General features: G+C 71.6%; 19 protein-coding genes. 6 read left to right on the top strand and 13 right to left on the bottom strand.

The features are described from left to right. The 5 genes from pyk to GEV07_24325 all read right to left on the bottom strand — a co-directional run bounded on the left by pyk (window position 1) and on the right by GEV07_24325 (window position 9,793). Window positions 1–1,464, bottom strand: a complete 1,464-nt coding sequence (gene pyk, locus GEV07_24345; GenBank protein MQA05714.1) for a pyruvate kinase — start codon at window positions 1,462–1,464, stop codon at window positions 1–3. Between the two features lie 201 nt (window positions 1,465–1,665). Then, a complete protein-coding gene (locus GEV07_24340; protein ID MQA05713.1) occupies window positions 1,666–2,535 on the bottom strand; it encodes an alpha/beta fold hydrolase in 870 nt (289 codons plus the stop codon). Between the two features lie 54 nt (window positions 2,536–2,589). Beyond that, entirely contained in the window at window positions 2,590–4,041 is a 1,452-nt protein-coding gene (gltD, locus tag GEV07_24335; protein MQA05712.1) for a glutamate synthase small subunit, read from the bottom strand. Beyond that, the gene (gltB, locus tag GEV07_24330; protein MQA05711.1) at window positions 4,034–8,527 is read right to left on the bottom strand and encodes a glutamate synthase large subunit; all 4,494 of its coding nucleotides are present in this window, start codon (window positions 8,525–8,527) and stop codon (window positions 4,034–4,036) included. The genes gltD and gltB overlap by 8 nt, the downstream gene beginning before the upstream one ends. Before the next feature lie 219 nt (window positions 8,528–8,746). Continuing rightward, window positions 8,747–9,793, bottom strand: coding sequence for a prolipoprotein diacylglyceryl transferase (locus tag GEV07_24325; protein MQA05710.1), 1,047 nt, complete (start codon window positions 9,791–9,793; stop codon window positions 8,747–8,749). A gap of 293 nt (window positions 9,794–10,086) precedes the next feature. On the opposite strand from GEV07_24325, the gene GEV07_24320 reads away from it, so the two are divergent. Both GEV07_24320 and GEV07_24315 read left to right on the top strand, forming a co-directional pair. Next, window positions 10,087–10,902: a thioredoxin domain-containing protein gene (locus GEV07_24320; protein ID MQA05709.1), complete on the top strand. Its 816-nt coding sequence runs from the start codon at window positions 10,087–10,089 to the stop codon at window positions 10,900–10,902. Between the two features lie 31 nt (window positions 10,903–10,933). Next, window positions 10,934–11,728: a thioredoxin domain-containing protein gene (locus GEV07_24315; GenBank protein MQA05708.1), complete on the top strand. Its 795-nt coding sequence runs from the start codon at window positions 10,934–10,936 to the stop codon at window positions 11,726–11,728. 15 nt (window positions 11,729–11,743) lie between these two features. Here GEV07_24315 and GEV07_24310 read toward each other — a convergent pair whose 3' ends face one another. Then, window positions 11,744–12,136: a VOC family protein gene (locus tag GEV07_24310; protein MQA05707.1), complete on the bottom strand. Its 393-nt coding sequence runs from the start codon at window positions 12,134–12,136 to the stop codon at window positions 11,744–11,746. A gap of 47 nt (window positions 12,137–12,183) precedes the next feature. Here GEV07_24310 and GEV07_24305 point away from each other — a divergent pair, with 47 nt between their 5' ends. Further along, window positions 12,184–12,750 (top strand): TetR family transcriptional regulator, encoded by a 567-nt coding sequence (locus tag GEV07_24305; GenBank protein ID MQA05706.1) that lies wholly within the window; start codon window positions 12,184–12,186, stop codon window positions 12,748–12,750. A 106-nt stretch (window positions 12,751–12,856) separates the two neighbouring features. Here GEV07_24305 and GEV07_24300 read toward each other — a convergent pair whose 3' ends face one another. From GEV07_24300 to hisI, 7 genes are all read right to left on the bottom strand, one after another. Continuing rightward, window positions 12,857–13,648: a tryptophan synthase subunit alpha gene (locus tag GEV07_24300; protein MQA05705.1), complete on the bottom strand. Its 792-nt coding sequence runs from the start codon at window positions 13,646–13,648 to the stop codon at window positions 12,857–12,859. Continuing rightward, window positions 13,645–14,850 carry a tryptophan synthase subunit beta gene (gene trpB, locus GEV07_24295; GenBank protein MQA05704.1) on the bottom strand — a complete coding sequence of 402 codons (1,206 nt, stop codon included), beginning with the start codon at window positions 14,848–14,850 and terminating at the stop codon, window positions 13,645–13,647. Before trpB ends, GEV07_24300 begins: the two co-directional genes overlap by 4 nt. A 34-nt stretch (window positions 14,851–14,884) precedes the next feature. Further along, a complete protein-coding gene (gene trpC / locus GEV07_24290) occupies window positions 14,885–15,694 on the bottom strand; it encodes an indole-3-glycerol phosphate synthase TrpC (protein MQA05703.1) in 810 nt (269 codons plus the stop codon). 81 nt (window positions 15,695–15,775) lie between these two features. Further along, the gene (locus tag GEV07_24285) at window positions 15,776–16,225 is read right to left on the bottom strand and encodes a DUF2752 domain-containing protein (protein ID MQA05702.1); all 450 of its coding nucleotides are present in this window, start codon (window positions 16,223–16,225) and stop codon (window positions 15,776–15,778) included. A 93-nt stretch (window positions 16,226–16,318) separates the two neighbouring features. Beyond that, a complete protein-coding gene (locus GEV07_24280) occupies window positions 16,319–16,906 on the bottom strand; it encodes a hypothetical protein (protein MQA05701.1) in 588 nt (195 codons plus the stop codon). Beyond that, a complete protein-coding gene (locus tag GEV07_24275; protein MQA05700.1) occupies window positions 16,903–18,411 on the bottom strand; it encodes an anthranilate synthase component I in 1,509 nt (502 codons plus the stop codon). Before GEV07_24275 ends, GEV07_24280 begins: the two co-directional genes overlap by 4 nt. Beyond that, window positions 18,408–18,797 (bottom strand): phosphoribosyl-AMP cyclohydrolase, encoded by a 390-nt coding sequence (gene hisI / locus GEV07_24270; protein MQA05699.1) that lies wholly within the window; start codon window positions 18,795–18,797, stop codon window positions 18,408–18,410. The genes GEV07_24275 and hisI overlap by 4 nt, the downstream gene beginning before the upstream one ends. A gap of 84 nt (window positions 18,798–18,881) precedes the next feature. Between hisI and GEV07_24265 the strand changes: the two genes are divergently transcribed. The 3 genes from GEV07_24265 (at window position 18,882) to GEV07_24255 (ending at window position 22,278) form a co-directional block, all read left to right on the top strand. Next, complete coding sequence (locus tag GEV07_24265; GenBank protein ID MQA05698.1) at window positions 18,882–19,730, top strand: methyltransferase domain-containing protein; 849 nt, start codon at window positions 18,882–18,884, stop codon at window positions 19,728–19,730. Window positions 19,731–19,794: 64 nt separating this feature from the next. Beyond that, on the top strand, window positions 19,795–21,351 hold the full coding sequence (locus GEV07_24260; protein ID MQA05697.1) for a hypothetical protein: 1,557 nt from the start codon (window positions 19,795–19,797) through the stop codon (window positions 21,349–21,351). A gap of 78 nt (window positions 21,352–21,429) precedes the next feature. Continuing rightward, a complete protein-coding gene (locus tag GEV07_24255) occupies window positions 21,430–22,278 on the top strand; it encodes a glycerophosphodiester phosphodiesterase (GenBank protein ID MQA05696.1) in 849 nt (282 codons plus the stop codon). Window positions 22,279–22,412 lie beyond the last annotated feature (134 nt).

The raw sequence follows: 22,412 nt of genomic DNA, 5'->3' as shown, positions 1-22,412 counted from the left end.
CTACGCCCGCCGGCGCCGCTGGTTCCGGTACGCGGGCGCGACCCCGCCGACCGCGTCACCGATCCGGTGCACGCGCAGCGCGTTGGTCGACCCGGGCGTGCCAGGCGGGCTCCCTGCGACGATCACCACCCGCTCCCCGATCGCGCAGCGGCCGGCTTCCAGCAGCGCGACGTCGACCTGCCGCACCATCTCGTCGGTGTGCTCCACCATCTCGGTGAGGAACGTCTCCACGCCCCAGCTCAACGACAGCTGGCTGCGCACCGCCTGCACCGGCGTGAACGCCAGCAGCGCGATCGGCGAGTGGTGCCGCGCGAGCCGCCGCGCCGTGTCCCCGGTCTGGGTGAACGCGCACAGGGCGGACGCGCCGAGCAGCGTGCCCACCTCGATCGCGGCCTTCGCGATCACGCCGCCCATGGTGAACGGGTCCTTCGCCAGGTCGCGCACCAGGTCGGCGCCGTTGCGCTCGGTGGTCGCCACCACCGTGCCCATCGTCTCGACGACGCGTACCGGGTGCTTGCCGACCGACGTCTCGGCGCTGAGCATCACCGCGTCTACCCCGTCCAGCACTGCGTTCGCGACGTCGGACGCCTCGGCGCGCGTCGGCCGCTCCTCCGACACCATCGACTCGAGCATCTGGGTCGCGACGATCACCGGCTTCGCCTGGCCACGGGCCAGCGCCACCGCGCGCTTCTGCACGGTCGGCACCTCGTCCAGCCGCATCTCCACACCCAGGTCGCCGCGGGCCACCATCAGGCCGTCGAACGCCTCGACGACCTCCTCCAGCTGCTCCACCGCCTGCGGCTTCTCCAGCTTCGCCAGCACCGGCAGCTGTACGCCGTGCTCGGCCATCACGCGGCGCACCGACTGCACGTCGTCCGGCCCGCGGACGAACGACAGCGCGATCAGGTCGGCCCGCAGGTCCAGCGCCCACTTCAGGTCGGCGGCGTCCTTGTCCGTCAGCGCGGGCGCGGCGATCTCCGTGCGCGGCAGGTTCATCCCCTTGTGGTCCGACACCCGACCGCCGATCACCACCTCGGTGATGACGTCGTTGCCCTCGACCGCCGTCACCGTCAGCGACAGCCGACCGTCGTCGACGAGGATCGGGTCACCCACCGCGATGTCCGTCGCCAACCCCGCGTACGTCGTCGACGCACGCCGCGCGTCGCCCACCACGTCGTCGGTGGTGATCACGAACCGCTCGCCCTCGGCCAGCGTCGCGGCGCCGCCGTCGAACTTGCCGAGCCGGATCTTCGGCCCCTGCAGGTCGACGAGTACCGCGACGCTGCGCCCCGTCTCGTCGGACGCGCGGCGGACGTTCAGGTAGACCTGCTCGTGGTCCTTGTACGAGCCGTGGCTGAGGTTCAGCCGGGCCACGTCCATCCCCGCTCGCACCAAGCCGAACACGGCTTCCTGAGACGACGACGACGGGCCAAGCGTGCAGACGATCTTCGCGCGACGAGGCATACGCCAACCCTATTGCCTGCCACTGCATGCCAGTGCCGTGGCCGCACCAGAAAACCCGCCTGGACACGCCGGAGCGCATACCCTGGCGATCCGCCCGCCTCTCTCTTAGGCTGCAACCAAGCCTCGCGCATCCCTCCAGCGACGTCAGATGCGCAAGACGCCGCGGGCGTCGTCAACCCCCCGGGACGGCGTCCGCGGTTTTTACCCAGCGCTGTTCGCGTCGAGCACCTCGCGCAGTCTGCGCGCGAAAGCCTCGGGTTGGCCGAACCCATCGCCGAGGAAACCGCCGTGGTGACTCGGGAACACGGTCACCTGCTGACCGAGCAACTCAGCGGTGGCCACCGCCGCGCGACCGGTGAAGGTGCCCTCGGACTCCTCGCCGACGGCGATCAGCACGCGCGTCGGCGCCGCGGCCAGTGCGTCGGCGTCGGGACGATAGCTGCTGACCGCCCAGGACCGGTCGGACAGCAGCGGGTCGTCCCGGGAGCCGTCATCCTCGGTCGGCATCCCGAACTGAGCCGGGTCCGCCGCAGGCTGGTCGAAGTAGTCATCGCCGAACTCGCCTTGCCACGACGTCATCGCGATGAAGGCCGCCATCCCGGCGCCCCACCCCCTTGCCTCGTATACATCCCGGAAGCCGGCACGGGCGCGCTCGGCGGCCGCGGCGTCGGGGAGCACGGGGATGAGCGGCGGCTCGTGTGCCGCCAGGGTGACCACGTCGCCTGGGTAGGCCGCCACGAGCGCGAACGCGGTCACCGCACCGCCACTGCTCGCGAACATCTCGACCGGCCCGACACCGAGTGCCGCGATCACGGCGTGCACGTCGCTTGCCTGGACCTCGGGCACCTGGTCGACCCGACCATCCTTGCGGGTGCTGCGACCGAGACCCCGTGGGTCGTAGGTGACCACGGCGTGGTCGGGGAACTGCGCCGCCAACGCACCGAAGCCGCTCGCGTCCATCGGCTGGGCGATCATGAACAGCGGTGGGCGTCCGTCGTCGACGGGCAGCCGGCCGTGGATGTCGTAGACGATGTCGACGTCGGGCGTCTCGAGAGTGTGCGTCACTGTCATGACAGTGCTGACTGCACCCGCGCCGAGAACTCATCGGCCACGGGCCGCGGGAGGCTAGATGGCGGTGCTCGCGGGGGTCACGGGGCGCGGGAGCTGCGAGACGCCGGTGAGCTTGCGGTCGATCGCTGCCGCGGCCGCTCTGCCCTCGGCGATCGCCCAGACCACCAGGGACGCGCCTCGGCCGGCGTCGCCGGCCACGTAGACGCCTGGCACCGACGTCTGCCACTCCTCGTCGCGCACCACGTTGCCGTCCGGGCCGATCGCCACCTCGAGCTGCTCGAGCAGCGGGCCTGGCTCGGGGCCGGTGAAGCCGAGCGCGAGCAGCACCAGGTCGCACTCGATGATCCGCTCGGTGCCCTCGATCGGCCGGTAGCGGCCGCGGCCCAGCCGGTCCACCTGCACGACCTCGAGCCCCGCAACGTTCCCGTTGCCGTCGTCGACGATCCGCAGCGGCGTCACGGAGAAGACCTTCTCGCCGCCCTCCTCGTACGCGCCGGAGACCTCGAAGACGTCCGGCTCGCGCGGCCACGGCATCGACTCGTCGCGGGCATCGGGCGGCTGCGGCCGGCCGCCGAGCTGGACAACCGACGTCGCGCCCTGCCGGTGCGCGGTGCCCAGGCAGTCCTCGCCGGTGTCGCCGCCGCCGACGATCACCACCCGCTTGCCCTTCGCGGTGATCTCCGGCTCCGACAGGTCGCCCTCGCAGACCCGGTTCGCCTGCGTCAGGTGGTCCATCGCCTGGTGCACCCCGGCGAGCTCCCGCCCCGGCACGTCGACCTCGCGCGGCGCGAGCGCGCCGTTCGCGAGCAGCACGGCGTCGAACCTGGTACGCAGCTTGGCCGCAGGGACGTCCACGCCGACGTGCACGTCGGTCTTGAACCTGGTGCCCTCCAGCCGCATCTGCTCCAGGCGGTGCTCGATGTGCCGCTTCTCCATCTTGAACTCGGGCACGCCGTACCGCAGCAGGCCGCCCAGCCGGTCGTCGCGCTCGTACACCACCACGGTGTGCCCGGCCCTGGTCAGCTGCTGCGCCGCCGCCAGCCCGGCGGGACCCGACCCGACGACGGCGACCGCGCGGCCGGACAGCCGGTCAGGCGGGCGCGGCACCACCTGGCCGCGCTCCCACGCCCGGTCGCTGATCTCCACCTCGACCTGCTTGATGGTCACCGGCGCGTCGTGCAGGTCGAGCACGCACGCGGGTTCGCACGGCGCGGGGCACAACCGGCCGGTGAACTCGGGGAAGTTGTTCGTCGCGTGCAGCCGTTCCGCGGCCTGCTGCCAGTCGCCGCGCCACACCAGGTCGTTCCACTCCGGGATCAGGTTGCCCAACGGGCAGCCGCGGTGGCAGTACGGGATGCCGCACGCCATGCACCGGCCGGCCTGCTGCTGCACCTCGCCGGAGTCGGACTTCTCCTTGATCTCCCGCCAGTCCTGGATACGTACCGGCACCGGCCGCGTCTGCGGCTGCCGCCGCGGTGTGTTGAGGAAGCCCTTCGGGTCAGCCATTTGCGGCCTCCATCATCCACACCACGGTCTCGTCCTCGGACAGGCCGAGCTGCCGTGCCTCCGACTCGGCCACCAGCACCCGGCGGAAGCCGCGCGGCATCACCTTCGTGAACCTGGCCATGGCCGCGGGCAGGTCGGCGAGCAGGCCGGCCGCGACTGCGGACTCGGTCTCCGCGTGATGCGTCTCGAGCAGCTGGCGCAGCCGCTCGTGGTCGTCCTCGGTCACCGGCTCCAGGTCGACCAGCTCGGTGTTCACCAGCGAGGTCTGCAGGTCGAGCACGTACGCCTCGCCGCCGGACATGCCCGCAGCGAAGTTCCGCCCGACCGGGCCGAGGATCATCGCCACCCCGCCGGTCATGTACTCGCAGCCGTGGTCGCCGATCCCCTCGACGACGGCCGTCGCGCCGGAGTTGCGGACGCAGAACCGCTCGCCCACCACGCCGCGCAGGTAGATCTCGCCACCGGTCGCGCCGTAGCCGATCACGTTGCCGGCGAGCACGTTGTGCTCGGGCACGAACCGGGCGGACGGGTCCTGGCGCACGATCAGCCGGCCGCCGGACAGCCCCTTGCCGAGGTAGTCGTTGGCGTCCCCGTAGAGCCGTAGCGTCACGCCGTTCGGCACGTACGCGCCGAACGACTGGCCGGCGGAGCCGGTGAACGTGAAGTCGATGGTGTCGGCCGGCAGGCCCGCGCCGCCGTAGCGCTTGGTGACCTCGTAGCCGAGCATCGTGCCTACGGTGCGGTTCACGTTGCGGATCGGCACCGTCGCACGTACCTGAGCACGGGCGTCGAGCGCGTCGCCGGCCAGCGCGATCAGCTGGTGGTCGAGCGCCTTCTCCAGCCCGTGGTCCTGCTCGATCAGCTGCCGCCGCGGCGCGCCCGGAGGCAGCTCGGGCGTCGCGAGCAGCGGCGACAGGTCGAGCCCGGACGCCTTCCAGTGGTCGACCGCGGGCTTTACGTCGAGCAGCTCGCTGTGCCCGATCGCCTCGTCGAGCGACCGGAAGCCGAGCGCCGCGAGGTGCTCCCTGATCTCCTCGGCGATGTACTCGAAGAACGTCACCACGAACTCGGGGGACCCGCGGAACCGCTTGCGCAGCTCGGGGTTCTGCGTCGCCACGCCGACCGGGCAGGTGTCCAGGTGGCACACCCGCATCATCACGCAGCCACTCACCACGAGTGGCGCCGTGGAGAAGCCGTACTCCTCCGCACCGAGCAGCGCCGCGACGAGGACGTCCCTGCCGGTCTTCATCTGGCCGTCGACCTGCACGACGATGCGGTCGCGCAGCCCGTTCGCCAGCAGCGTCTGCTGGGTCTCGGCGAGACCGATCTCCCACGGCCCGCCTGCGTGCTTCAGCGACGTCAGCGGCGCCGCGCCCGTGCCGCCGTCGTGCCCGGAGATGAGCACCACGTCGGAGTGCGCCTTCGCCACGCCGGCCGCGACGGTGCCGACGCCGACCGCGGCGACCAGCTTCACGTGCACCCGCGCCTGCGGGTTGGCGTTCTTCAGGTCGTGGATCAGCTGCGCGAGGTCCTCGATCGAGTAGATGTCGTGGTGCGGCGGCGGCGAGATCAACCCGACGCCCGGCGTGGAGAACCTGGTGCGAGCGATCCACGGGTACACCTTGTTGCCGGGCAGCTGGCCACCCTCGCCCGGCTTGGCGCCCTGCGCCATCTTGATCTGGATGTCGTCCGCGGTGGCTAGGTACTCGCTGGTCACCCCGAACCGGCCGCTGGCGACCTGCCGCACCCGGCTGCGCCGCTCCGGGTCGCGCAGCCGTTCCGGCTCCTCGCCACCCTCACCGGAGTTGGAGCGGCCGCCGAGCCGGTTCATGGCGACGGCGAGGGTCTCGTGCGCCTCGGCGGACAGCGCGCCGTACGACATGGCGCCGGTGTTGAACCGCTTGACGATGCTCTCCACCGGCTCGACCTCGTCGAGCGGCACCGGCTGGCGGTCGCTGTCGCGCAGGTTGAACAGGCCGCGCAGGGTCAGCGCCTGCGCCGACTGCTCGTCGACCCGCTTGGTGTACTCCTTGAAGATCTCGTACTGCCTGCTGCGGGTGGAGTGCTGCAGCCGGAACACGGTGTCCGGGTCGAACAGGTGCACCTCGCCGTCGCGGCGCCAGCGGTACTCCCCGCCGGTGTCGAGCGACCGGTGCGGCGGAGTGATGCTGCGCCGCGGGTACGCCGTGACGTGCCGCTTCGCGACCTCCTTGGCCAGCACGTCGAAGCCCACCCCGCTGAGTCGCGACGAGGTGCCTGCGAAGCACTCCTCGATGACGTCGTCGGCGAGCCCGAAGCACTCGAAGATCTGCGCACCGGTGTACGACGCGACCGTCGAGACACCCATCTTGCTCATCACCTTGAGCACGCCCTTACCGAGCGCCTTGATCAGGTTGCGCACCGCGTCTTCCGGGCTGGCGGCGATGCCGCCCGACCTGGCCAGGTTCTCCACGGTCTCCATGGCGAGGTACGGGTTCACCGCCGCGGCCCCGTAGCCGACGAGCAGCGCGATGTGGTGCACCTCGCGGACGTCGCCGGCCTCGACGATCAGGCCGACCTGGGTGCGGGTGCGCTCGCGGATCAGGTGGTGGTGCACGGCGCCGGTCAGCAACAGCGAAGGGATCGGCGCGTACTCGGCGTCGGAGTCGCGGTCGGACAGCACGATGATGCGGGTGCCGTCGGCGATCGCCTGCGAGATCTCCGACCTGATCTCGTCGAGCCGCCGCAGCAGCGCCTCGCCCCCGCCGGCGACCTCGTACAGGCCGCTGACCACGTGCGCGCGGAAACCGGGCATGTCGCCGTCGTCATTGACGTGCACGATCTTCGCGAGCTCGTCGTTGTCGATGACGGGGAACGGCAGCACGATCTGCCGGCACGCCGCAGGGGTCGGTTCGAGCAGGTTGTGCTCGGGGCCGATGGTGTCGGAGAGCGCCGTCACCATCTCTTCCCTGATCGCGTCCAGCGGCGGGTTGGTGACCTGCGCGAACAGCTGGGTGAAGTAGTCGAACACCAACCTGGGCCGGCGCGACAGCACGGCGATCGGCGTGTCGCTGCCCATCGACCCGAGCGGCTCCGCGGCGGTCTGCGCCATCGGGGTGAGGATGAGCTCGACCTCTTCCTCGGTGTACCCGAAGGTGCGCTGCCGCCGCAGGATCGACGACTTCGTGTGCACGATGTGCTCGCGCTCGGGCAGGTCCTCCAGCCGCACCAGGCCGGCGTGCAGCCACTCGTCGTACGGCCGTTCCCTCGCGAGGGTGTTCTTGACCTCGTCGTCCTCGATGATGCGGCCCTCGTCGACGTCCACGAGGAACATCCGGCCCGGCTGCAGCCGGCCCTTGCGCACGACGTGCGCGGGGTCGACGTCCATCACGCCGACCTCGCTGGCGAACACGACCAGCCGGTCGTCTGTGACCCAGTAGCGGCCGGGCCGCAGGCCGTTGCGGTCGAGCACCGCACCGATCTGGGTGCCGTCGGTGAACGTCACGCACGCCGGGCCGTCCCACGGCTCCATCACCGTGGCGTGGAAGCCGTAGAACGCGCGGCGCAGCGGGTCCATCTCCAGATTGCGTTCCCAGGCTTCCGGGATCATCATCAGCACCGAGTGCGGCAGCGACCGGCCGCCCATGTGCAGCAGCTCGAGCACCTCGTCGAACGACGCGGAGTCGCTGCCGCCCTGTGCGCATACCGGGAACAGCCGGCTGAGGTCGCCGGGGATCAGGTTGCTGTCCAGCTGCGACTCGCGTGCCCGCATCCAGTTCCTGTTGCCCTGCACGGTGTTGATCTCGCCGTTGTGCGCCACGTACCGGTACGGGTGCGCGAGCGGCCAGGACGGGAAGGTGTTGGTGCTGAACCTGGAGTGCACGAGCGCGATCGCCGTCTCGTAGCGCTCGTCGTCGAGGTCCGGGAAGAACGCCTCGAGCTGCGTCGGGGTGAGCATGCCCTTGTAGACGATGGTGCGCCCGGACAGCGAGGCGAAGTACACGCCCGCCTCGTGCTCCGCGCGCTTGCGCGCGCAGTACGCGAGCCGCTCAAGCCCCATGCCGACGACCCGGCCCGTGGACGCGGTGACGAACACCTGCCTGAACACGGGCATCGCCGCGCGTGCGGTGGCCCCGAGCAGGTCGGGCGCGACCGGCAGGTCGCGCCAGCCGAGCACTCGCAGGCCCTCCTCGGCGCAGATCCGCTCGACGGTCGCGACCGCCTCGGTCAGGTCGGTCTCGTCCGTGGGCAGGAACGCCGTGCCGACGGCGTAGCTGCCGACGGGTGGCAGGTCGAACTCGGTCACCGCGCGGTAGAACGCGTCCGGGATCTGGGTGAGGATGCCGGCGCCGTCACCGGAGTCCGGCTCACTGCCGGACGCGCCTCGGTGTTCCAGATTGCGCAACGCGGTGAGCGTCTTGTCGACGATGTGGTGCGAACGCCTTCCTGACAGGTCGGCGACGAACGCCACCCCGCAGGAGTCATGCTCGTAGCTGGGCGCGTACAAGCCACCACGAGAAGTATGAGTCACCGCGCGCCTCCCTCTCGACAGCCGACGACACTCGGCCGGGGACGGCACTGGCCCAGGCGGATGGCCTTTCAGATTACAAAAATGCTAATCGGGTGAACAACTATTTCCGGCATGCGAGACGGGCACCGCTCAACCCCGCGGCGCCTCCGAGCCCTCGGTGCGTCGTCGTCCTAGCTCAGCGTACCCGGATTCGGGTCAAGCTGTGTTGGTGTCCTCCTCGGCGCCCTCGACCGGATCCGCCGACTCGTCCAGCTTCTTCGCCTCGCTGACCGCGATGTCGTCCAGCTCGTCGTCCGAGGCGGGCAGCTCGGCCTCGGCCACGTCCGGCGTGTCGTCGGCGACGTCGTCCTCGGCGTCCACGGCGGCCTCCGCCTCGGCGATCGGGTCCTCGTGCACCGGCTCGCTCACCTGCACCACGGCTTCCCTGCCGCGTCCCCTGGTCGCGACGAGGAACCCGACCGCGCCGAGAAAGACCGCCACGCTCACCCAGTCGTTCACCCGGAAGCCGAGGAACTCGTGGGCCGGGTCGACCCGTAGCCACTCGATCCACGCCCGCCCGAGGGTGTACGCGGCGACGTACAGCGCGAACGCGCGGCCGTGGCCGAGCTGGAACCTGCGGTCGGCCCACAGCACCAGCAGCGCCACGCCGACGCACCACAGCGACTCGTACAGGAACGTCGGGTGGAAGTAGCCGATGACGACCGGCTCGCCGTTCTCCATCACCGCCCGGTACGTCGTCGGGTCGATCTGGTGGATGGTCAGCGCCCACGGCACGTCGGTGGCGCGGCCGTAGAGCTCGTTGTTGAACCAGTTGCCCCAGCGCCCGAGCGCCTGCGCGAGCACGATACCGGGCGCGGCGGCGTCCGCGAACGCGGCGAGGGAGATCCGCATCCGCCGGCAACCGATCCAGGCGCCGAGCGCGCCGCCCGCGACGGCGCCCCAGATGCCGAGGCCGCCCTCCCAGACGGCGAACGCCGCCCACGGGTTCTTGCCGGGGGCGAAGTACAGGTGCCAGTCCGTGATCACGTGGTAGAGCCTGGCGCCCACCAGGCCGAACGGCACTGCCCAGGTGGCGATGTCGAACACCGCGCCCGGGTCGCCGCCGCGGGCCCGCCACCTGCGGTAGGTGAGGAACAGCGCGACGACGATGCCGGCGATGATGCACAGGGCGTACGCACGAATCGGGAACCCGGCGATGGGCCAGGCGCTCTGCGTCGGGCTGGGGATCGCGGCCAGGTTCATGGCAGCTCCCGCACCCCCACGCTCGATCCGCTCCTCATCTTCGGCACCCTAGCGCTGTCGGCGCCTGCTATATCCCGATTGGCGGCGAGATCTCCACCCGGAGCACGGGAACCTTCCTGGGACTCACTCACGTTGTTCGCTCCACGAGCCGTGCCATTCGTCTTGGGTCGTGCACCGGCCTTGTGTACCGCGATCAATACCGGCAGGGGACTCGGCCCACACCTCGCTGGTACGACCTGACATCATTCCAGATGGCGCTCACATCTGCCGCACGAGAGGAAAGGTAGACCTCGATGGCCTCCCGCAAGGAGCAGAAGGCGGCCGCCCGCGAACGCTTGCGCCAGGAGATGGAACGGCGCAAGCGACGCACCAGGCGCAACCGCATCATCGGGCTCGCCGCGGGCGTGCTCGTGCTCGCGCTCATCGCCACCGGCGGCGTATTGGTCTACCAGAAGCAGCAGCGCGACGAGGCGGAGGCGAAGGCCAAGCAGCGCGCCGCGATCAAGGCCAGGACGCCGGACAAGATCGACAAGGACGGCCTCTCCGTGCCCGTCGGCGACCCGGACGCCCCGGTGACGCTGACCGTCTACGAGGACTTCCGCTGCCCCGCCTGCAAGCAGTTCGAGGCCGCCTACGGGAAGAGCATCAACAAGCTCGTCAAGGAGGGCAAGCTCAAGGTCAAGTACCGCCTCGTGACGATCATCGACGCGAACGTGGGCGGCAACGGCTCCAAGGTGGCCGGCAACGCCGCGCTGTGCGCGAACGAGGTCGGCCAGTTCCAGAAGCTGCACACCGGGCTCTTCGCCAGCCAGCCACCGGAGGACCAGGACCTCTTCACCGCGCAGAACGTGCTCATGTTGTCCAGCCAGATCAAGGGGCTGGGCGACGATCCCAAGTTCCAGAAGTGTGTGAAGAAGGACCAGTTCCGCAAGTGGCTGCCGAAGGTGGAGAAGGAGTTCACCAAACGCTTCCCACAGCCGAGCACGCCGTCGCTGATCCTCGACGACAAGGTCATGTTCGGCGGCGAACAGCGCGAGATGGCATCGGAGATGGCCACCCCGCAGCAGTTCGAGAAGACCGTCAACCAGCGGGCCAAGGCGGCGAGCTGATGGCACTGCGCCAGGGTTCCGCCACACTGCGGTGAGCGCGAAGGAGAAGCGCGCCAGGGCCAAGCAACGGCGGCGCGAGGAAGCGCAGCGACAGGCCGAGCTGAGCCGCGAGCAGGAGCGCAGGGCCAGGCGGCGCAGGGCCGTGACGATGGGCTTCGCGGGCGTCGCCGTGCTTGTACTGGTCGCGATCGTGACCGTCGTCGTGCAGCGGCTCGGCACCCCCGACGAGGGCCCCACTCCGCGCGGCGCGGTGGTGGGTGGCACCGCGTTGGCCGTCGGCAAGCGCTCGGCCCCGGTCACCCTGACCGTGTACGAGGACTTCCGCTGCCCGGCGTGCGGCAGCTTCGAGCAGCGGTTCGGGCCGACCGTCGACGAGCTGGTCGACGACGGCTCACTGCGGGTCGAGTACCACGTCGCGACGATCATCGACGCTCCGTTCCGCGGCAGCGGCTCGAAGGTGGCGGGCAACGCGGCCGCGTGCGCACAGGACACCGGCAAGTTCCGCCCGTACCACGCGCGGCTGTTCGGCCACCAGCCGCCGGAGAGCGAGGACGGCTTCACCGAGGAGCGCGTCATCGAGCTGGCGCGCGGCGTCCCCGGTCTGGTGGACGCGGACTTCCGGTCTTGCGTGCGCGACGAGCGCTACCGCCCGTGGCTGGAACGGGTGCAGGCCGAGTTCGACGACCGGTTCGACCGCGCCGGCGCCCCGACCGCGCTCCTCGACGGCAAGGTCGTCCTCGGCGGCAGCGACGGCACGTTGGCCAAGTCGATGAAGACCCCGCAAGCGCTGGAACGGGAAGTGACCAACCGCGCCGAGCGCTCCTGACGCGGGCGGGCGCCGTCAGGCCGGGTGCGGCTGGAAGAGCTCCACCGGGTTGCCCGACGGGTCGTCGAGCAGCACCTGGTCGCCGCCGTGGCCGTGTACGACGTCGCCGCGGAAGCCGGCTCCCCCGTCGCGTAGCTCGGCCACCATGCCGGCGAGGTCGGGCACGGTCAGCTGCAGCCGGTTCCAGCCGCCGGGCTCCGGCCGCCGGCCGTCCGGCATCGGCTGGGTCGCGCCGCCGGGCGAATCCACCTGGTTCAGCATCAGCCGCAGCGCGCCCCTGACCAGGACGGCGAACCCCGCGCCCGGCTGGAACGCCACCTCGAACCCGAGCCTGCGGTAGAACTCCACCGCGGCGGGCACGTCGTCGACGAAGTACCTCACGCCCACGGTCTCGACTGTCGAGTCCATGGTGACCTCCTTGGTCGTGTATGAAACGATAACGTATCATAGACGGCATGACGACGGAACATGTGGATCCGCGGATATCCCGCTCCCGCCAGGTGATTCGCCGGGCGGCCCTCGCCGAGCTCGCCGCGTCCGGCTACGGCGGCCTGCGCGTCGAGGCCGTGGCGAGCCGCGCGGGCGTGGGCAAGAGCACCATCTACCGGCTGTGGGGCGACAAGCTCACCCTCGTCGCCGACGCGCTCGAGACGCTCAACGAGCAGCCGGGTCCGGCCACCGTCGACGGCACGCCGCGGGAGCAGCTGGAGGCGGTGCTGCGCCACCTCGCCGACGCGATGCGCGACTCCACGTTCGGCCGCTGCGTGCCCGCCCTGGTGGAAGCCGCGGAACAGGACCCGACGGTGCGCGACTTCTTCCACGGCTACGCGGCCAGGCGCCGGCAGACGGTCGTGCGCATCCTCGCCGCCGGCGTAGCGAGCGGCGACTTCCCCGCCGACCTGGACCCGGAACGGGCCTCCATCGCCCTCGCCGGCGCCGTCTTCTACCGCCGGCTACTGACCCCCGACCCCCTCGACGCCGCCGACGTCCCTGCCCTCATCGCCGGCGTACTCGGCCGCTGAGACCACTGACCGGCCGGGCATCCCGCGGATCGGCTAACGGCGCACGCCGTCGACCCCGCTCCGCCGCTGAGACCGCAGACCGGCCGGGCGTGCTCGCGGGGATCGGCTAACGGCGCACGCCGTCGGCCAGTTCGGCGGCGAACTCGGCGACGGCCTTCACACCGGCGTCCGGGGAGTCCGCGTCGAGCAGCCGGCGCACGAACGCGGACCCGACGATCACCGCGTCCGCGTAGCCGGCGACCTCGGCGGCCTGGTCACCGTTCGACACCCCGAGCCCGACGCCGACCGGCAGCTGTGTCGCCGCGCGGGTGCGCTTCACCAGCTCCGCACCGTGCGAGCTGGTCTCGTCCCTGGTGCCGGTCACGCCCATCAGCGACGCCGCGTAGACGAAGCCGCGGCACACCGCGGCGGTCGCGGCGATCCGCTCGCCGGTGGAGCTCGGCGCCACCAGGAACACCCGGTCGAGGCCGTGCTCGTCGCTGGCCGCCAGCCACGGCGCCGCCTCCTCCGGGATCAGGTCCGGCGTGATCAGGCCCGCGCCGCCGGCACCGGCCAGGTCGGCGGCGAACCGCGGTACGCCGTACCGCTCGATCGGGTTCCAGTACGTCATGCACAGCGTCGGCGCACCGGTCGCGGCTACCGCCTCGACCGTACGCAGCACGTCCCTGGTCCTGGTGCCGCCGCGCAGCGCCTGCTCGGCCGCCGCCTGGATGGTCGGGCCGTCCATCACCGGGTCGCTGTACGGCAGCCCCACCTCGACGACGTCCACCCCGGCCTCGACCATCGCGGTCAGCGCGGCCACGCCGCCGTCGAACGTGGGGAAGCCGGCGGGCAGGTAGCCGACGAGGACGGCGCGGTCCTCACCGCGGGCCCGCTCGAAGGCGGTCGACGTACTCATGCGTTCTCCTGGTGCGTCGCGTACCACTGGGCGGCCGTGTCGCCGTCCTTGTCGCCGCGCCCGGAGAGCGTGACGACGACCACCGCGTCGGCCGGCAGGTCGCGCGCGATGCGGCGCGCCCCGGCGAGCGCGTGCGCGGACTCGATCGCCGGGATGATCCCCTCGGTGCGGCACAGCAGCGCGAACGCGTCCATCGCCTCCGCGTCGGTCACCGGCTGGTACGTCGCGCGGCCGGTGTCGTGCAGGTACGCGTGCTCCGGTCCGACGGCGGGATAGTCGAGCCCGGCGGAGATCGAGTGGCTCTCCACCGTCTGGCCGTCCTCGTCCTGCAGCAGGTACGTGCGGGCACCGTGCAGCACGCCCACTGCGCCGCCGGTGATGCTCGCCGCGTGCCGGCCGGTCTCGACGCCGTCACCGGCCGCCTCGAACCCGTACAGCCGCACGCTCTCGTCCGGCACGAACGCGTGGAACGAGCCGATCGCGTTCGAGCCACCACCCACGCACGCGCAGACCGCGTCCGGCAGCCGGCCGAGCTGGTCGAGGCACTGCTGCCTCGCCTCGATGCCGATCCCGCCGACGAAGTCGCGCACCAGCGCGGGGAACGGGTGCGGGCCGGCGGCCGTGCCGAGCAGGTAGTGGGTGCTCTCGACGTTCGTGACCCAGTCGCGCAGCGCCTCGTTGATGGCGTCCTTCAGCGTCCGCGACCCGGTAGTCACGGGGATCACCTCGGCGCCGAGCAGCCGCATCCGCGAGACGTTCATCGCCTGGCGCCTGGTGTCCGCCTCGCCCATGTAGACCACGCAGTCGAGGTCGAGGTACGCGCACGCGGTCGCGCTCGCGACACCGTGCTGGCCGGCACCGGTCTCCGCGATGACCCTGGACTTGCCCATCCGCTTGGTGAGCAGCGCCTGGCCGAGCACGTTGCGGATCTTGTGCGCACCGGTGTGGTTGAGGTCCTCACGCTTGAGCAGCACCCGCACGCCGAGCTCGTCGGACAGCCGGGTGGCCTCGTACAGCGGGCTCGGGCAGTTGGCGTAGTCGCGCAGCAGCCGGTCGAACTCGGCGCGGAAGTCGTCGTCGTGCCAGGCCTTGTTGTGCTCGGCTTCCAGCTGGTCGAGGGCCGCGATCAGCGCCTCGGGGACGAACCGCCCGCCGAACACCCCGAAGTGCCCGGTCAACTGCTCCTGGTCTCCTGTGCTCACAGCGGAGAATCTACGCTGCCCGCGACGGCGTCCGTCACCGAGGACCGTGTCGGCACGCCGGGTGGGCGCCCGCGGTCACCAGCTCGGCCACCGCTTGCTTCGGGTCGCCGTGCTTCACCAGCGACTCCCCGACGAGCACCGCGTCGGCACCCGCCTGCGCGTAGGTCAGCAGGTCCCTGGTGTCGCGCACCCCGGACTCTGCGATCTTCACGACGTACGACGGCAGGATCTCCGCCAGCCGCGCGAACCTGTCCCTGTCGACCTCCATGGTGCGCAGGTCGCGGGCGTTCACCCCGATCAGCCTGGCACCCGCAGCCAGCGCGCGCGGCACCTCGTCCTCGTCGTGCACCTCGACGAGCGGGGTCAGCCCGATCGACTCCGCGCGCTCGACCAGCGAGACGAGCGCCTCCTGCTCCAGCGCCGCGACGATCAGCAGCACCAGGTCGGCGCCGAACGTGCGCGCCTCCCACAGCTGGTACGCGCTCACCACGAAGTCCTTGCGGAGCACGGGGACCTCGACCGCCTGCCGCACCGACACCAGGTCGTCGAGCGAGCCGGCGAACCACCGCTGCTCGGTCAACACGCTGATCGCGTGTGCCCCGCCCTCGGCGTACTTCGCGGCCAGCGCGGCCGGGTCGGCGATCGTCGCGAGCTCGCCGCGCGACGGACTGCTGCGCTTCACCTCGGTGATCACCGAGACGTCGGGGCCGGCGAGGGCGGCGAACCCGTCCATTGGCGTAGGTTGCCGCGCCGCACGCTGCTTGAGTTGATCAAGCGAGACCTCAGCCTCACGACGGGCGAGATCCTCGCGTACGCCGACCAGGATGTCGTCGAGCACGCTCACGCCAAGGCGTCCCTTCCCCGATGTAGACGTGCCGTGATCGTAGCGGCCGACCAACAGAGGCCCGCGCGCGGGGCGGCACGATCAGGGTGCGAGCAACTGACCGAACGGTAGGTTGCGCACGACCATGAAGACTGGCGCGATCGCGAGCATCGCGACGCTGACGACCAGGACCAGACGGGCGTGCACCGGACGCACCCGCAACCTGGTCACGAGCCACGACAGCCAAAGCAGGCCGCCGGCGAGGATGAACAGCACGCCGAACGCGTTGTAGTCCAGTGCGCCGAGCACGTTGCCGTGGGTCAGCTCGTGCAGTGCCCGCAAGCCACCGCAGCCGGGGCAGTAAAGCCCGGTGCCGAGCAGGATCGGACAGCTCGGGTAGTGGCCGGGCTTCGCCGGGTCGACCGCCGCGACGTACCCGGTGGCCGCGAGCAGCGGCAGGGCGACCAGCGTCGGCGGCAGCAGCCGCCGCAGGCGGTCCGGGCGGGCCGCCACGGACACGCCGGTCCCCGGCACGGTGCTTGGCGCGCTCATCCCTCTCAGCGTACCAACGAGGTCGTGGGCAGGCGGACTGCCGATCCGCATTTGTGCAGGTCGGTCAAGCTCGGACGACGGCGACCGACGATCTCATCGGTCCGCCGTCGGGTCATCGCCGCGGTCGAATGCGCGCCACATGTCCGGTTCCTCGTCGCGCTCGCGCTTGCGCGGCGCGTCGTACCTGGTGCCCATGCCGGGCCAGCGCGGACCGCGCCACACGGTCACCACGCCGGCCAGCGCGCACAGCGCGGCCGCGACGATGGTGAGCACCGGCCAGGCGGTGTAGTCGGCCTCGACGGTCAGGCCGCTGAACGCCACCTCCTGCCGTGCCGTACCACCGGCGCCGACCGCCACCGCCGTGGCGACGGCACTGCCGGCGCCGCACAGCGCGACGACGGCACCGGCCACCCGGCGGCCCCAGCCGCGCGTGGCGAGCACGGCGAGCACGCCCGCGAGCGCGGCCAGCCCGAGCCCGAGCGCGGCCGGCGCGAGCTGGCGACCGGTGAGCGCCTCCTCGTAGCGCGGTACGCCGGGCGTCGCCACGGCGAAGCTCGCCCAGGTGCGGCCGACGGCGAGCAGCAGGAACCCGGCTGCGAGCACACCGGCGCCGAGCACCAGCGCCGCCTCCCGCCCCGTACGCCGCGGCGGCGGGGTGCCCGCGTCGGGGTGCGCTGTCATGCCGGCCCGAACGTCTCCGCGACGGCGACGGCGGCGAGCACCGCGGCGGCCTTGTTGCGGGTCTCCTGGTCCTCATCGTCGGGCACGGAGTCGGCGACGATGCCGCCGCCCGCCTGGACGTACGCCACCTGCTCCCGCACGAGTGCCGTACGGATGGCGATCGCCATGTCGAGGTCGCCGGCGAAGTCGAGGTAGCCGACGGTGCCGCCGTAGAGACCGCGCCTGGTGGACTCCAGCTCGTCGATGATCTCCATCGCGCGCACCTTCGGCGCGCCCGACAGCGTGCCCGCGGGCAGCGTCGCGGCGAGCACGTCGAACGCCGTACGGCCGGGCGCGAGGTCGCAGACGATCGTGGACACCAGGTGCATCACGTGGCTGTACCGCTCGACCTCCATGAACTGCTGGACGTCCACGGTGCCCGCGGCCGCCACCCGGCCGAGGTCGTTGCGGCCGAGGTCGACCAGCATCAGGTGCTCCGCGCGTTCCTTCGGGTCGGCGGCCAGCTCCTGCTCGAGCGCCGCGTCCTCCTCCGCCGTGGCACCGCGCGGCCTGGTGCCGGCGATCGGGTGCAGCATCGCGCTGCCCTCGGTGACCTTCACGTGCGCCTCCGGGCTGGAGCCGACGACGTGGTGGTCACCGAGGTTCAGCAAGTACATGTACGGGCTCGGGTTGGTGGTGCGCAGCACGCGGTAGATGTCCAGCGGCGTGGCGGTCGTCCGCATCTCGAACCGCTGGCTCGGCACGATCTGGAAGCAGTCGCCGGCCCTGATGTACTCCTTCGCCTTGCGTACGGCGTCCTGGTACCCGCCGTCCGGGGTGTTGCAGCTGAACCGCGGCGTCGCCTGCGGGTCCATGGTGACCGCGGACGCCGCCGCCGGCTGCCGCAGCGCGGCGGTCATCTCGTCCAGCCGGGCCACGGCGTCGTCGTACGCGGAGTCCGGGTCGTCGCCGGGGAACGCGTTCGCGATCAGCAACACGGTGCCGTCGTGGTGGTCGAGCACGGCCAGGTCGGTCGCGAGCAGCATGGTCAGGTCGGGCACGTGCAGGTCGTCGACCGTGCTGTCGGGCAGCCGTTCGATCCGCCGCACGGCGTCGTACGCGACGTACCCCACCATGCCGCCAGTCAGTGGTGGCAGGCCGGTGTCGCGCGGGCTGCGCAGCGTCTCGATCGTGTCGCGCAACACGGTGAGCGGCTCCCCCGTGCGTGGCACACAGGGTGGCGGGTCGCCCAGCCAGACCGCGTTGCCGTCTTTGACGGTGAGCGTCGCGCGGCTGCGGACGCCGACGAACGAGTACCTCGACCACGACCTGCCGTGCTCGGCCGACTCCAGCAGGAACGTGCCGGCCCTGTCGCCGGCGAGCGCACGGTAGAGGCCGACCGGCGTCTCGCCGTCGGCGAGCAGCCGGCGGGTCACGGGGACCACCGGTTGGTCGAGGGCGCGGAACGTCTCGCGGTCGGGCACGACCACGCCGCTGCGGGTGGCCCGCGCGGTCAGCGCCGTCATGGGGTCGCGACCGGGCGCTCGCCGGCGACGGCCGGCAGCTCGTCCGCGTCGAAGCAGGTGCGGTCGCCGGTGTGGCAGGCCGCGCCCACCTGATCCACGAGCACGAGCACCGCGTCGCCGTCGCAGTCGAGAGCGACGGACTTGACGTACTGGGAGTGCCCGGACGTCGCACCCTTCACCCAGTACTCGCTCCTGCTGCGACTCCAGAACGTACACCGCCCTGTCGTCAGCGTGCGATGCAGTGCCTCGTCGTCCATCCAACCGAGCATCAGTACCTCCCGCGTGTCGTGCTGCTGCACGACCGCGGCGACGAGTCCGGCCGCGTCCCTCTTCAGGCGGGCGGCAATAGCGGGATCCAGTGCGGAGGTGGGGACTGATTCGGTCATGGTGCCATTCTCACCGGACGGCCGTACCGCCCTGCCGCGGGGGCACCCGGCGGCAGGGCGGTACGGCCGTGCCAGAGTGAGCCGATGCTGGCCGACGTGATGGCGTACCTCCGGTGTCCGCACTGCGCAGGTGAGCTCACGCTCGTACAGCGGTCCGTCCGTTGCACGAACGGCCATACGTTCGACGTCGCGCGGCACGGGTACGTGAGCCTGCTGCGTGGCGACGCTCGCGGCGACGCCGGCGACAGCGCCGCGATGGTGCGGGCACGCGAGGAGTTCCTCGCCGCCGGTCACTACGCACCCGTCGCCGAGCTGGTCATCGCGATGGCCGGCGCGGCCGGATGCGTCGTCGACGTCGGGGCGGGCACCGGCTACTACCTGGCGCACACCGTCGCGCGCCTGCCCGGCTGCGTGGGACTCGCCCTCGACGTCTCCAAGTACGCTTGCCGGCGCGCGGCCAAGGCACATCCCCGACTCGGCGCCGTCGCCTGCGACGTCTGGCGGCAGCTCCCGGTGGCGACCGACGCCGCCGACGTGGTCCTCGACGTGTTCGCGCCGCGCAACGGCGCGGAGTTCCACCGGGTGCTGCGCCCGGACGGCCGGCTCGTCGTGGTGACGCCGACGCAGCGGCACCTCGGCGAGCTGGTCTCCGCCCTCGGCCTGCTGACCGTAGCGGCGGACAAGGAACAGCGGGTCGCCGACAAGCTCGACGAGCACTTCGAGCTCGCCGCGGCCGAGAGCTTCGACGCGACGGTGGCGCTCGACCGCGACCTGGTGGCCGCCGCCGTCGCCATGGGGCCGAGCGCCTGGCACACCGACCGGGCGGAGCTTGCCGACAAGATCGCCCGGCTGGCCGACCGGACGCCGGTGACGTTCTCGGTCACCTGCGCCAGGTACCTGCCGCGACCTGGAAACGGATCCGCTTCCCGATAACTACTCTCCGTGCCCGACTTCGTGACACAATGTGATCGATGGTCATCGCTCGGGGGAGGTGGAGATGCCACGGTGCCCGCGCCTCGCAGCGGAGATCGCCAGGTACGACCTGCCGGCGTCCCTGGTCGTGTTCCTCGTCGCGGTGCCGTTGTCGCTGGGCATCGCAGTCGCCACCGGCGCTCCCGTCGCGGCGGGGTTGGTCGCGGCCATCGTCGGCGGGCTGGTGGTCGGCGCCGCCGGCGGTTCACGGCTGCAGGTCAGCGGACCCGCCGCCGGGCTCACCGTGGTCGTCGCCGACCTGATCACCCAGTTCGGCTGGCCGGTCACCTGTGCCATCACGGCCCTCGCCGGGCTGCTCCAGATCGTGCTCGGCAGCTGCCGGGTCGCCCGGGTGGCGCTGGCCCTGTCGCCGGCCATCGTGCACGGCATGCTCGCCGGCATCGGCGTCACCATCGCGCTGGCGCAGCTGCACGTCGTGCTCGGCGGCGCACCGCAGAGCGACGCACTGCGCAACGTGCTCGCCCTGCCTGGACAGCTCGCCCACCTGCACGAGAACGCCGCCGTGCTCGGGCTGCTGGTGATCGCCGTCGTGCTCGGCTGGCCACGGCTGCCGAAGCGCCTGCGTGCCGTCCCCGGGCCGCTCGCCGCGATCGCGCTCGCCACCGCGGCCGCCGCGCTGGCACCGATGGACGTCGCCACGGTGGAGATGCCTGGCTCGCTGCTCGCCGCACTGCACCCGCCCCAGCTGCCGGACGCCGGCTGGGGCGCCTTCACCGTCGGAGTGGTGACGGTCACGGCGATCGCCAGCGTGGAGAGCCTGCTCTCCGCCACCGCCGTCGACCGGCTGCGGCCGGGGCACCGTACGGACCTCGACCGCGAGCTGGTCGGCCAAGGCGCCGCCAACGCGGTCTCCGGCACTCTCGGCGGACTGCCGATCACCGGCGTGATCGTCCGCAGCTCGACCAACGTGGGCGCCGGCGCCCGCACCCGCGCGTCCACGGTGCTGCACGGCGTGTGGGTGCTGGTGTTCGCGCTCCTGCTCGCCGGACTCGTCGAACGCATCCCGATGGCCGCGCTCGCCGGCCTGCTGGTGGTCGTCGGCCTGCAGCTGGTGAAGGTGACGGACATCAGGCGGATCCGCCGGCACCGCGAGCTGCCCGTCTACCTGGCGACGGCGCTCGGCGTCGTCGTGTTCAACCTGCTCGAGGGCGTGCTGATCGGGCTGGCCGTCGCGCTGGTCGTCGTGGTCGCCAGGGTGGTGTGGGCGCGGGTCGACGCCGAGCAGCTGGAGACGCCGCCGGCCGACCCGCCGCACTGGCTCGTCGTCGTGGAGGGCACGCTCAGCTTCCTCGCCCTCCCCCGGCTGTCCCGGGTGCTCGGCCAGATACCGGCCGGCAGTGTCGTCGAGCTCGAGCTGGTCACCGACTTCCTCGACCACGCCGCCCACGAGCACCTGGACAGCTGGATCACCCAGCACGAGTGCGGCGGCGGCATCGTGCACGTGTACGAGGTCGGCGGCATGTCGCTGCGCGACTCCGGCCCGCGGCCGTGGCGGCGGGCGCACCACCCGGTGCGGACCGCACCCGTCGACGCGCCGAATCGGGGAACTTGCCGGCATTGACCCGGTACCGGTGACTAATGTCGCCCGTGGCAACACGCACCGTCACACAAGGCTTCGCCGAGACGGAGGGCCGCGCCGATGACCGCGACCCGCATCCGGATCCTGCTCGTCACCCTCGGCCTGCTGCTACTCGTCACCGTGCCTCCGCTCGGCGCCGGAGTTGCCGGCGCGGCGCAGCAGCCGTTCGTCACCGCGCACCGCGGCGCCAGCGCCTACGCGCCGGAGAACACGCTCGCCGCCGTCCGGCTCGGCGTCCGGATGGACGCGGACATGGTGGAGGTCGACGTCCAGCGCACGAAGGACGGCGAGCTCGTCGTCATGCACGACACCACGCTGGCCCGCACCACCGACGTGGAGCACATCTTTCCCGACCGTGCGCCGTGGCGGATCCGCGACTTCACCCTCGCGGAGATCGAGAAGCTGGACGCCGGCGGCTGGAAGTCGCCGAAGTACGACGGCGAGCCGGTGCCGACCCTCGCGCAGGTGCTCGACGTGCTGGCGGACGCCGAGGTGGGGCTGATGCTGGAGGCGAAGAACCCGGCGCAGTACCCGGGCATCGGCCCGGACATCCTGGCCGAGCTCACCGCCGACCCGTACTGGCGTGCCGCCACCGACCCGAGCCAGCTGCTGCTCGTCAGCTTCGACTGGCGGTTCCAGCGCGGCCTGCACCTGCTCGCCCCCGAGTACCCGGTCGGCGTGATCGGCACCCCGGCACGGGGCGAGCTCGACGACCTGGCCGACTGGGCCGACTTCGTCAACGTGCCGCACACCGAGCTCGACCGCGGCCTCGCCAACCGGATCCACGCCGCCGGCCTGTCGACCGCACCGTGGACCGTCAACCGACGCGCCGACATGCGCAGGATGATCCGCACCGGTGCGGACGGCATCACCACCAACCGACCCGACGTGCTGCGCAGCTTCCTCTAGATGAGTGATTCCTTGAAGGGTGTGGTCGGCGCGGCTGCGGAGACGTGGGGCGGAGGGTGTTCAAGATCGATGTGTGACCAAAGAACTGAACACCCTCCTGACAGCACTGTATGTGGTGGTCGACGATCACGTGG

It is taken from the genome of Streptosporangiales bacterium, assembly GCA_009379825.1.
Classification (GTDB): Bacteria; Actinomycetota; Actinomycetes; order Streptosporangiales; family WHST01; genus WHST01.
The sequence above is the reverse complement of the archived record's forward strand: the minus strand, read 5'-3'. Positions and strand labels throughout refer to the sequence as shown.

Coding starts and splice junctions, on each gene's coding strand:
- gltD (MQA05712.1), bottom strand. CDS start 4,041: ATGGCTGACCCGAAGGGCTTCCTCAACACACCGCGGCGGCAGCCGCAG.
- GEV07_24280 (MQA05701.1), bottom strand. CDS start 16,906: ATGACAGCGCACCCCGACGCGGGCACCCCGCCGCCGCGGCGTACGGGG.
- hisI (MQA05699.1), bottom strand. CDS start 18,797: ATGACCGAATCAGTCCCCACCTCCGCACTGGATCCCGCTATTGCCGCC.
- GEV07_24285 (MQA05702.1), bottom strand. CDS start 16,225: ATGAGCGCGCCAAGCACCGTGCCGGGGACCGGCGTGTCCGTGGCGGCC.
- GEV07_24320 (MQA05709.1), top strand. CDS start 10,087: ATGGCCTCCCGCAAGGAGCAGAAGGCGGCCGCCCGCGAACGCTTGCGC.
- pyk (MQA05714.1), bottom strand. CDS start 1,464: ATGCCTCGTCGCGCGAAGATCGTCTGCACGCTTGGCCCGTCGTCGTCG.
- GEV07_24340 (MQA05713.1), bottom strand. CDS start 2,535: ATGACAGTGACGCACACTCTCGAGACGCCCGACGTCGACATCGTCTAC.
- GEV07_24265 (MQA05698.1), top strand. CDS start 18,882: ATGCTGGCCGACGTGATGGCGTACCTCCGGTGTCCGCACTGCGCAGGT.
- GEV07_24255 (MQA05696.1), top strand. CDS start 21,430: ATGACCGCGACCCGCATCCGGATCCTGCTCGTCACCCTCGGCCTGCTG.
- GEV07_24305 (MQA05706.1), top strand. CDS start 12,184: ATGACGACGGAACATGTGGATCCGCGGATATCCCGCTCCCGCCAGGTG.
- GEV07_24275 (MQA05700.1), bottom strand. CDS start 18,411: ATGACGGCGCTGACCGCGCGGGCCACCCGCAGCGGCGTGGTCGTGCCC.
- GEV07_24325 (MQA05710.1), bottom strand. CDS start 9,793: ATGAACCTGGCCGCGATCCCCAGCCCGACGCAGAGCGCCTGGCCCATC.
- GEV07_24260 (MQA05697.1), top strand. CDS start 19,795: ATGCCACGGTGCCCGCGCCTCGCAGCGGAGATCGCCAGGTACGACCTG.
- GEV07_24300 (MQA05705.1), bottom strand. CDS start 13,648: ATGAGTACGTCGACCGCCTTCGAGCGGGCCCGCGGTGAGGACCGCGCC.
- GEV07_24310 (MQA05707.1), bottom strand. CDS start 12,136: ATGGACTCGACAGTCGAGACCGTGGGCGTGAGGTACTTCGTCGACGAC.